At 74.6% G+C, this 10,575-nt stretch carries 8 protein-coding genes; 5 read left to right on the top strand and 3 right to left on the bottom strand.

Annotated features, from left to right (window positions below; genetic code table 11):
- Positions 1–299: 299 nt before the first annotated feature.
- Both HYE82_RS28185 and HYE82_RS28180 read right to left on the bottom strand, forming a co-directional pair.
- The gene (locus HYE82_RS28185) at positions 300–983 is read right to left on the bottom strand and encodes a hypothetical protein (protein ID WP_179176988.1); all 684 of its coding nucleotides are present in this window, start codon (positions 981–983) and stop codon (positions 300–302) included.
- A gap of 252 nt (positions 984–1,235) precedes the next feature.
- Entirely contained in the window at positions 1,236–5,825 is a 4,590-nt protein-coding gene (locus HYE82_RS28180) for an ATP-dependent helicase (protein ID WP_179176987.1), read from the bottom strand.
- 123 nt (positions 5,826–5,948) lie between these two features.
- On the opposite strand from HYE82_RS28180, the gene HYE82_RS28175 reads away from it, so the two are divergent.
- The 5 genes from HYE82_RS28175 (at position 5,949) to HYE82_RS28155 (ending at position 9,591) form a co-directional block, all read left to right on the top strand.
- Positions 5,949–6,782, top strand: coding sequence for an AraC family transcriptional regulator (locus HYE82_RS28175; protein WP_179176986.1), 834 nt, complete (start codon positions 5,949–5,951; stop codon positions 6,780–6,782).
- A gap of 210 nt (positions 6,783–6,992) precedes the next feature.
- Positions 6,993–7,694: an AzlC family ABC transporter permease gene (locus HYE82_RS28170; protein ID WP_309144473.1), complete on the top strand. Its 702-nt coding sequence runs from the start codon at positions 6,993–6,995 to the stop codon at positions 7,692–7,694.
- Complete coding sequence (locus HYE82_RS28165) at positions 7,691–7,999, top strand: AzlD domain-containing protein (protein WP_179176984.1); 309 nt, start codon at positions 7,691–7,693, stop codon at positions 7,997–7,999. The genes HYE82_RS28170 and HYE82_RS28165 overlap by 4 nt, the downstream gene beginning before the upstream one ends.
- A gap of 41 nt (positions 8,000–8,040) precedes the next feature.
- Complete coding sequence (locus tag HYE82_RS28160; RefSeq protein WP_179176983.1) at positions 8,041–8,235, top strand: DUF3046 domain-containing protein; 195 nt, start codon at positions 8,041–8,043, stop codon at positions 8,233–8,235.
- Positions 8,236–8,496: 261 nt separating this feature from the next.
- Complete coding sequence (locus HYE82_RS28155) at positions 8,497–9,591, top strand: AI-2E family transporter (protein ID WP_179176989.1); 1,095 nt, start codon at positions 8,497–8,499, stop codon at positions 9,589–9,591.
- On the opposite strand, the gene HYE82_RS28150 is transcribed toward HYE82_RS28155, so the two are convergent.
- Positions 9,539–10,306, bottom strand: coding sequence for a Clp protease N-terminal domain-containing protein (locus tag HYE82_RS28150; RefSeq protein WP_179176982.1), 768 nt, complete (start codon positions 10,304–10,306; stop codon positions 9,539–9,541). The two genes, HYE82_RS28155 and HYE82_RS28150, sit on opposite strands and share 53 nt — an antisense overlap.
- Positions 10,307–10,575 lie beyond the last annotated feature (269 nt).

The following is a 10,575-nucleotide window of genomic DNA, read 5'->3' as shown; positions in this document are numbered from 1 at the left end:
AGACGTGTATAAGAGACAGGACCGGGGAACGGGGCGGGCCGGGGAACAAGGCGGCCGGGAAACGGTGCGAGCCCCTGCGACGGGGTGGCGTCGCAGGGGCTCGGATGTGGCTTCTGGCGATGGCCCTCGTCACCGTGGCGATCTGCCGCCACGGTCGACCCCGTGGTGACGGCCCTGCCTTCGCTGCGGACGACCGCGTCCGCAGCGAACCGCCTCCAGTGGCTGCCCGCGGATCGCCGTCGGCGCATCCGCCCGGGGCGGGACGGGGGCCGGTGGGCCGCCCGCCGCCTCGCGGCCGCTTACTTCCAGACGAGGCCCTTGCCCTTGTTCAGGGAGTTGTACGGGTCGCCCCAGTACTCGGCCGCGGAGACCTTGGTCTCGGCCGACGGGGCCAGCGCGACCGCACAGCCGGTCTGGGTCTGGCCGTTGGTGAAGCCCTTCGGCAGGGACTCGGCCGGGCACTTGTCGAACTTGCCGATGACGGACAGCTTGCCGGCCTCGGAGCCGTCGCCGAGCAGGCCCTTCATGTGGCCGACGGAGGCGAAGGAGAGGTCGGTGCTGCCGACGTTCTTCACCGTGTAGCGGATGTAGTAGGGAACCTTGCCCTTGACCTGGTCGCCGAGCTTGAAGACGTCCAGGTCGGCCGGGTTGCCCTGCTCGATCGCGGTGACGGTGAGGGCGATCGTGCCGCCCTTGGTGCTGCCGTAGTCGAACGGGACGGTCGCCGTCTCGCCGAGCTTGAAGGTCTGGCCCGACTTGGCCTGGCCGGCCGCGCCGGCGGCGGGCGCGCTGGAGCCGTAGCCCGACGGCGAGCTCGGGGCCGCGCTGCCGGGCTGCTCCGCCGGGGCGGCGGGCGCGGACGAGGCCGGGCCGGACGGCGCGGCGGGGATCTCCTCGTTGCCGTTCTTGCAACCCGTCAGGCTCAGGGTGCCCGCGACCGCCAGACCGATGACGCCCGTGGTGGTCCGTCGCATGGTGCTCATTCTTCGTCCCCCATGTAGGTGCTTCTTCGAGGCGGCACCGCCGTGAGCGATGCCTGCGTGGATCTTGATAGTGCAGAAACGATCGGTGATGCCAGTCGGAACCGGTCCCGTGACATGCTCAATACATAAGCGCGACGTAAGCGCGATGGTCGATACAGCTCCGCAGCCTTACGCCCGCTGAACGGGGTGCGGTTTCGGTGCGGCCCCGGGGCGCGGCAGTGCCGTACCCGGCACCGTCTCGGCACTGCCTCATCAGTGCCGCAGCCGCAGCCCCCGCGGAGTGGCATGGAAGCCCGCCGTCTCCAGGACCCCGCCCAGTACGGACGTCAGCGCCGGCGCCGCATTGATCCGCTCCACCGTGAGCGCAGGCAGCATGCCCGAACGGGACGCCTCCGTCAGCGCGGCCGTCGCCGCCGCCAGACGCGGGTCCTCCGGTGCGGGCCATGCCAGCAGGGTCTTGCCCCCGCGCTCCAGGTACAGCACCAGCTCGCCGTCGACCAGGACCACCAGGGAGCCCGCTTTCCGGCCCGGCTTGTGCGAGGCCCCCGCCGGGGGCTCCGGCCACGGCAGGGCCGCCCCGTACGCATTCGCCGGGTCGGCGGCCGCCAGCACCACCGCCGCCAGCGGCGGAGGGTTCCGCTCGGCCGACCGCAGCCGGTCCACGGCGCCGTCCATCGCGAACTGGGCCGCGCCCAGCCCCTCCACCACATAGCCGCGGCGGGCCTGGCCGCTGTCCTCGAACGCCGACAGCACCCGGTACACCGCGCTGAAACCGCCCTCCACGCCCTCGGCGGCCACCGCGCCCCGGGTGACCACCCCGTGCCGGTCCAACAGGGTGCGGGCCAGCGCGTGCGCCCGGTGCGTGGGGTCGGCGGCCCGGCCGGGCAGCAGCGACCAGCGCCCCGACACCGTCGGCGGCCCCGGCCGGGAGACCTGAGCGCCGAGCGTCCCGTACCGCCCGCGCGGCACCGTGCGCCGGGCCCGGTGCGCGGTTGCCCCGGCGGTGCGGCCCGAGCCCAGCAGCGAGCGCAGCGGGGCCAGGCTGTCGTTCGTCAGCCGGCCCGACCAGGCCAGGTCCCAGACCGCCTCGGACAGTTCGAGGTCGGTGGCCTCCGGGTGCAGCGCGCGGACCGACTGCGCCAGCTGACGGAAGAACAGGCCGTACCCGCCCGACAAGGCGTCAAGGACCGCCTGGTGCAGGGGCGTCAGCTCCAGCGGATGCGGCTCGGGCAGCAACAGCGGCGCCGCGTCCGCCAGGTACAGCGATACCCAGCCGTCCTTCCCCGGCAGCGCCCCTGCCCCCGCCCACACCACCTCACCGGTCGTCGTCAACTCGTCCAGCAGGGTCGGCGCGTACCCCGCCACCCGCGACGGCAGGACCAGCCGCTCCAGCGCCGAGGCCGGCACCGGCGCGCCCTGCAACTGCTCGACCGCCCGCGCCAGGCCGTCGATGCCGCGCAGGCTCCCGCCCAGGTGCTGCCACTGCGGCAGGAACGTCGCCAGCGAGGTCGGCGGCACCGGCTCCAGCTCCTGGCGCAGCGCGGCCAGCGAACGCCTGCGCAGCCTGCGCAGGACGGCCGCGTCGCACCACTCCTGCCCGATGCCCGCCGGATGGAACTCGCCCTGCACCACCCGCCCGGCCGCCGCGAGCCGCTGCAGTGCGCCCTCGGTTACCGCCGCGCCCAGCCCGAAGCGGGCCGCGGCCGCCGCCGTGGTGAACGGCCCGTGCGTCCGCGCGTACCGGGCCAGGAGATCGCCCAGCGGGTCCTTGACCGGCTCGGTGAACGCCTCCGGCACCCCGACCGGCAGCGCCGTGCCCAGCGCGTCGCGCAGGCGGCCCGCGTCCTCCACCGCCGCCCAGTGCTCCGCCCCGCCGATCCGCACCCGGATGGCCCGCCGGGCGTCCGCGAGCTCCTGCGGCCAGGCCGCGTCTGCGCCCCGCTCGGCCAGCTCGGCCCCCGTCAGCGGGCCCAGCAGCCGCAGCAGGTCGGCTACCGACTCCGCGTCCTTGGCCCGCCGGTCCTCGGTGAGCCACTGCAGCTCCCGCTCCAGCTCCGCCAGCACCTCGGCGTCCAGCAGCTCGCGCAGCTCCGCCTGGCCCAGCAGCTCCGCCAGCAGACGCGAGTCCAGGGACAGCGCGGCCGCCCTCCGCTCGGCGAGCGGCGAGTCCCCCTCGTACAGGAACTGGGCGACGTACCCGAACAGCAGCGAGCGGGCGAAGGGGGACGGCTCGGGCGTGGTCACCTCGACCAGGCGGACCCGGCGGGCCTCGATGTCCCCCATCAGCTCCGTCAGGCCCGGCACGTCGAAGACGTCCTGCAGGCACTCCCGTACGGCCTCCAGCACGATGGGGAACGACCCGAACTCCGAGGCCACCTGCAGCAGTTGCGAGGCGCGCTGGCGCTGCTGCCACAACGGCGTGCGCCGGCCGGGACTGCGGCGCGGCAGCAGCAGCGCCCGCGCCGCGCACTCCCGGAACCGGGACGCGAACAGGGCGGAGCCGCCGACCTGCTCGGTGACGATCCCGCCGACCTCGCCGTGGTCGAAGACCACGTCCGCCGCGCCCAGCGGGGCCTGCCCCTCGTCGAACTCGAAGGAGCGGACGGCGGCCGGATCGTGGTCCAGCAGGTCCATCGACAGCAGGTCAGCGTCCGGCAGCCGCAGCACGATGCCGTCGTCCGCATGCATCACCTGGGCGTCCATGCCGTACCGCTCGGCGAGCCGGGCGCCGAGCGCCAGCGCCCACGGGGCGTGCACCTGCGCCCCGAACGGGGAGTGCACCACGACCCGCCAGTCGCCCAGCTCGTCGCGGAACCGTTCGACCACGACCGTCCGGTCGTCCGGCACGTGCCCGCAGGCCTCCCGCTGCTCCGCCAGGTACGCCAGCACGTTCTCCGCGGCCCAGTCGTCCAGCCCGGCCGCCAGCAGCCGCAACCGCGCGTCCTGCGCGCGCAGCGCGCCCAACTCCCGCAGGAACGCGCCCACCGCACGGCCCAGTTCGAGGGGGCGGCCCAGCTGGTCGCCCTTCCAGAACGGCAGCCGGCCCGGCACCCCGGGCGCGGGGGAGACCAGCACCCGGTCGCGGGTGATGTCCTCGATCCGCCACGAGCTGGTGCCCAGGGTGAACACGTCGCCCACCCGCGACTCGTACACCATCTCCTCGTCGAGCTCGCCGACCCGGCCGCCGCCCTTCTTCGGGTCGGCCCCGGCGAGGAAGACGCCGAACAGCCCGCGGTCGGGGATGGTGCCGCCCGAGGTGACCGCCAGGCGCTGCGCCCCCGGCCGGCCCGTGACCGTCCCCGCGACCCGGTCCCACACCACCCGCGGCCGGAGCTCGGCGAACGCGTCCGACGGGTAGCGGCCCGCCAGCATGTCCAGCACCCCGGTGAACGCCGACTCCGGCAGCGCCGCGAACGGCGCCGCCCGCCGCACCAGGGCCAGCAGCTCGTCCAGCTGCCAGGTGTCCATCGCGGTCATCGCCACCAGCTGCTGCGCGAGCACGTCCAGCGGGTTCGACGGGATGCGCAGCGACTCGATGGCCCCGCTGCGCATCCGCTCCGTGACCACTGCCGCCTGCACCAGGTCACCGCGGTACTTCGGGAAGACGACGCCCGTGGAGACCGCGCCCACCTGGTGCCCGGCCCGGCCCACCCGCTGCAGCCCCGAGGCCACCGACGGCGGGGACTCCACCTGCACGACCAGGTCCACGGCACCCATGTCGATGCCCAGCTCCAGACTGGACGTGGCGACCACGGCGGGGAGCCGGCCCGCCTTCAGGTCCTCCTCCACCAGCGCCCGCTGCTCCTTGGACACCGAGCCGTGGTGCGCGCGGGCCAGCAGCGACGGGGCCCCCCGCGCGGCACCCGACTGGGCCATGATGTCGGCCGGCGGCGGGCCTTCGGGCAGCTGCTCGCCCGTGGCGCGCTCGTACGCGATCTCGTTGAGCCGGTTGCACAGCCGCTCCGCGAGGCGGCGGGAGTTGGCGAACACGATCGTGGAGCGGTGCGCCTGGACCAGGTCGGCGATCCGCTCCTCCACATGCGGCCAGATCGACGGCTTGTCGCCGCCCTCCCGGTCCTCCGTGGCCGGCGAACCGCCCAGCACGCCCATGTCCTCGACCGGGACGACCACCGACAGGTCGAACTCCTTGGCAGAGGGCGGCTGCACGATCTCCACCCGGCCCCGCGGTGCCAGGTAGCGTGCCACCTCCTCCACCGGCCGGACCGTCGCCGACAGCCCGATCCGGCGCGCCGGGCGCGGCAGCAGCTCGTCCAGCCGCTCCAGCGACAGGGCCAGGTGCGCCCCGCGCTTGGTCCCCGCCACCGCGTGCACCTCGTCCAGGATCACCGTCTCGACGCCGGAGAGCGCCTCGCGCGTCGCCGACGTCAGCATCAGGAACAGCGACTCGGGCGTGGTGATCAGGATGTCCGGCGGCCGGTTCGCCAGCCCCCGCCGCTCGGCTGCCGGGGTGTCGCCCGAGCGGATCCCGACCCGGATGTCCGGCTCGGGCAGGCCCAGACGCACCGACTCCTGCCGGATCCCGGTCAGCGGGCTGCGCAGGTTCCGCTCCACGTCGACGGCGAGGGCCTTCAGCGGGGACACGTACAGCACGCGGCAGCGCTTCTTCGGCTCCGCGGGCAGCGGCTCGGCCGCCAGCCGGTCCAGGGCGGCGAGGAAGGCGGCCAGCGTCTTGCCGGAGCCGGTGGGCGCCACGACCAGTACGTCCGAGCCCTCCCGGATGGCCCGCCAGGCTCCCTCCTGCGCGGCGGTGGGCGTACGGAAGGCCCCCGAGAACCAGGAACGGGTCGCGGGGGAGAACGAATCGAGCGCAGAGCCGGCCATGCCCCCATCCTCCACCCCGGCACCGACAACGGCCCCGGACCAGGGAGGACGTGCCGTACAGGCCCGGGGAGGGCGTCCGGAGGCGGCGCGCGGGCCCGGCGCGCCGGGGCGCAGAATGGGGGAATGGCTGACGGCGGGGACAGGGAGTGGGCGCGGCACTGGCAGTACGCGGAACTGCCCGGCCTGGACCTGCTGCGCGCCCACTACATCCGCCACGCCTTCCCGCGCCACGCGCATGACGGATACGTGATCGCCGCCGTCACCGGCGGCATCGAGGAGGTCGGCCTGCCCGGCGGCACCGTCCACGCCGGACCCGGCAGCGTCGTCCTGATCAACCCGGAGGTGCCGCACTCCGCCCGCGCCGGTGTCCCGGAGGGCTGGGCGTACGCCACGCTCTACCCCTCCCGGGAGCTGATCGCCGACGTGGCCGCCGAGATCGCAGGGCTGCGCGGCACCCCCGGCTTCACCGTCGACTCGGTCGCCGACCCGCAGACCGCGCACGCCATCACGGAGATCCACCGGGCCGCCGAGGAGGGAGACGCGCTCGCCGCCGACACCCTGCTGCGCACCGTGGTGGCGCGGATCCTGACCCGGCACGCCGGGCCGCTGCCCGCCCGCATGGCGAAGAGCGCCGGAGCCTCGGACGCGGCACGGGCCCGCGCGGTGCTCCAGGAGCGCATGGCGGACCCGCCGTCGCTGGAGCAGCTCGCCGCGGAGCTCGGGACCGGCCCGTTCGCCCTGCTGCGGGCCTTCCGGCAGCGGTACGGGATGCCGCCGCACACCTGGCTGACCGACGCCCGGGTCAGGCGGGCGCGCCGGCTGCTGGACGCGGGGACCGCCCCGGCCGAGGCGGCGGCCGCCGTCGGCTTCACGGACCAGCCGCACCTCAACCGGCATTTCACCCGCATCGTGGGGGTGACCCCGGGGGCCTACCGGCGGGAGCGGCGGGCCGGGTAGCGTACGGGGCCGTCCGGCGGCGCGAGGGGCAGGGCGGCCGTCCGTGTCGCCGGTGTCGGGCCGCCGTCCGTATCGGGCCGCCGTCCGTGTCGGGCCGCCGTCCGTGTCGGGCCGGGTCCGCGCCCGGCGGGGGCGTCGCCTGCAAGAACGTACAAGACCGGGGCGGGCGGTCCTGCGTACGGTCGCGGCGTGGGAGAACACCAGGCAGTCATACGGGAGACGCGGGAGGCCCCCGCGGAGGTCGCCGGACGGCCGCGCTCCGCCGTCGTGAGGGACGCACTCGGGGTCGGGGTGGCGGTCGGCCTGTCCGGCTTCGCGTTCGGCGTGACCGCCGCGGGGTCCGGCCTCAGCGCCCTGCAGGCCGGTGCGCTGAGCCTGCTGGTGTTCACCGGCGCCTCGCAGTTCGCCCTGGTCGGGGCGCTGGCCGCGGGCGGGAACCCGTTCACGGCCGCCGCCGGGGCCTTCTTCCTCGGCACCCGGAACGCCTTCTACGGGCTGCGGCTGTCGCAGTTGCTCGCCCTGCCCCGGGCCGCGAAGCCCTTCGCCGCCCACTGGGTGATCGACGAGACCACCGCCGTGTCACTGGCGCAGCCGGACCGCAGGTCGGCGCGGCTCGGCTTCACAGTGACCGGGCTGGCCCTCTTCGTCCTGTGGAACCTCACCACCGTGCTGGGCGCGCTCGGCGCCGAGGCCATCGGGGACACCGCCGCCTGGGGGCTGGACGCCGCCGGGCCCGCCGTCTTCCTCGCCCTGCTCGCGCCGATGCTGAAGGGCACCACCGAGCGGGCCGTCGCCGCGCTGGCGCTCGTCCTCGGGCTGGGCCTGCTGCCCTTCCTGCCCGCCGGACTGCCCGTGCTCGTCGCCGCGCTCGCCGCTCCCGCGGTCCTCTGGCTGAAGGGACGACGCCCGTGAACGTGTGGATCGCCATCGCGCTGACCGCCGTCGGCTGCTACGCCGTCAAGCTGGCCGGGCTCCTCGTGCCCGCCGGCGCGCTGGAGCGGCCGCTCGTGCGCCGGCTCGCCGAGTTGCTGCCGGTCGCCCTGCTGGCAGCGCTCACCGCCCAGCAGACCTTCGCCACCGGGCAGGAGCTCGTGCTCGACGCGCGGGCCGCCGGGCTGGTCGCCGCGGGGCTGGCGCTGGTCCTGCGGGCCCCCTTCCTCGTGGTGGTCGGGGCCGCCGTCGCGGTCACCGCGGCCGTGCGGGCACTGGGCGGGTAGCGCCGTCCGGGGTGTCCCCGGCCGGGCTGGATACTGGATGCATGCGGTTGACGATTTTCTGGGAGCGGATGGCCGAGCACTTCGGTGCGGGCTACGCGGACTCCTTCGCACGGGACCACGTCATGTCGGAGCTCGGCGGACGCACCGTCCACCAGGCGCTGGAGGCCGGCTGGGAGGCCAAGGACGTGTGGCGCGCCGTGTGCGCGGCGATGGACGTCCCGGCGTCGCTGCGCTGAGGGCGGGGCGCCCCGTTTCCCCGTATACGGGCCGGGTGGGACAGACTGGGCGGCGTGGCAGCCACCGATGAGACGACCGAGAACACCCAGCCGGCCGACCGCGCGGCGTCGGCCGAACGGGCCGGGGCGCCGGACGCGGCCGTACCCGCCGGCCGGGTCGGTCCTGCCGACGACGCGGGCCATCGCCCTGCGGGCCGGGCAGGTTCCGCGGGGGACCGGGCGGTTTCCGCGGCCGGGCGGGCGGGTTCCGCAGCTGACCGCATGCCGCGGTGGCTGCCCCGCGCCGTCCTGCTCGTCCTCGGGCTGGTCGCCTGCTACCAGCTCGGCAGCTGGGCCTTCCACCAGCTGATCGGGCTGCTGGTCAACATCCTGATCGCGTTCTTCCTGGCCCTCGCGATCGAACCCGCCGTCTCCCGGATGGCGGCCCGCGGCATGCGCCGCGGGCTCGCCACCTTCCTGGTGTTCCTCGGGGTGTTCGTCGCGTCCGTCGGCTTCGTCGTCCTGCTCGGCTCGATGCTCGCCGGGCAGATCGTCGACATGGTGGAGGACTTCCCCCGCTATCTCGACTCCGTGATCAACACGATCAACGCGACCTTCCACACCGAGCTGTCCCGGCTGGAGATCCAGGACAGCCTGCTGCGCTCGGACTGGCTGCAGAAGTACGTCCAGGACAGCGCGAGCGGCGTGCTCGACGTGTCCGCCACCCTGCTCGGCGGACTCTTCCGACTGCTGACCGTCGGCCTGTTCTCGTTCTACTTCGCCGCGGACGGTCCGCGGCTGCGGCGCGCGCTGTGCTCCGTGCTGCCCCCCGCCAAGCAGTCGGAGGTGCTGCGCGCGTGGGAGATCGCCGTGGCCAAGACGGGCGGCTACCTCTACTCGCGCGGGCTGATGGCCCTGGCGTCCGGGATCGCGCACTACGTGCTCTTCGCGGTGCTGGGCGTGCCGTACGCGCCCGCGCTCGCGGTGTGGGTGGGCCTGGTCTCCCAGTTCATCCCCACCATCGGCACCTACCTGGCGGGCGCACTGCCCACGCTGATCGCCTTCACCGTCAACCCCTGGTACGCGCTGTACGTCCTCGGGTTCGTCGTGGTCTACCAGCAGTTCGAGAACTACGTGCTGCAGCCCAAGCTGACCTCGCGGAGCGTGGACATCCACCCGGCCGTGGCCTTCGGGTCGGTCATCGCGGGGACCGCCCTGCTGGGTGCGGTCGGCGCCCTCGTCGCGATCCCGGCCGTCGCCACCCTGCAGGCCTTCCTCGGCGCGTACGTCAAGCGGTACGAGCTGACCCAGGAGGCGGACTCCGCTACTCCTGCTTCCCGCCGGCCGGGCCGAGTACGGCTGCCAGGGCTTCGCTGAGGGCCCCCTCCACGGCGGCCTTCTCCAGGCCGAGGCCGCTGAGCACGCCCTCGCCGTGCTCCAGTTCGAGGAGTGCGAGCAGGATGTGCTCGGTCCCGACGTAGTCGTGGCCCAGCCGGAGGGCCTCGCGGAAGGTCAGCTCCAGGGCCTTCTTGGCGGAGGCGTCGAAGGGGACCAGGTCGGGGACGGCGCCTTCGGCCGGGGCGGGCAGTGCGGCGGTCGCCGCTGCGCGCACGGCGTCCGGTGTGACGTCCTGGGAGCGCAGGGCGAGGACCGCGAGGCCCTGCTCCTCGGCGAGCAGGCCGAGGACGAGGTGCTCGGTGCGGATCTCGGTGTTGCCCGCGGCGCGGGCCTCGTTCTGCGCGGACACCACGACGTTGCGGGCGCGGGGGGTGAACCGGCCGAAGCCCTGGGCGGACCGGACGTCGCCGCCCTCGCCCTCCTTGTCGGCCTTCGGCACGAAGCGCTTCTGGGCCGCCTGGCGGGTGACGCCCATGCTGCGGCCGATGTCGGTCCAGGAGGCGCCGGAGCGGCGGGCCTGGTCGACGAAGTGGCCGATGAGGTGGTCGGCGACGTCGCCGAGGTGCTCGGCGGCGACGACGGCACCGCTGAGCTGGCCGAGGGCGTCGTTGTGGGACTGCTTGATGACCTCGATCAGGTCGTCGAGGCGTACCGGGTTGGTCATGCGAACGGGTTCCTCTGAAGGGTTCGTCATGAGTGCAACCGTAGGTTGACAGTCCCTGGAGTGTCAACCTTTGGTTGTCACCCAGGCCGGGTGGGGGCGGCCCGGCTGCCCGGCCGATATAGAGGTGCGATGTGGCCGGTTCGTACACCTGGTGTCCATGAGCGTCGACTTGAGCCAGGCGAGCGCGGACGCCCTCGCCGCCGAACGGGCCGGCCGGGACCGGCGGACCGGACCGGGTCCGGTGGCGGAGAGCGCGGCCGGGGACGGGCTCGGGGTCAGGGCTGGGGTCGGGATGGGGG

The sequence above is a fragment of the Streptomyces sp. BR123 genome (genome assembly GCF_013401435.1).
In the GTDB taxonomy this organism is placed as follows: Bacteria; Actinomycetota; Actinomycetes; order Streptomycetales; family Streptomycetaceae; genus Streptomyces.
Note: the sequence above shows the minus strand (reverse complement) of the source record. Positions and strands in the feature narration are given on the sequence as shown.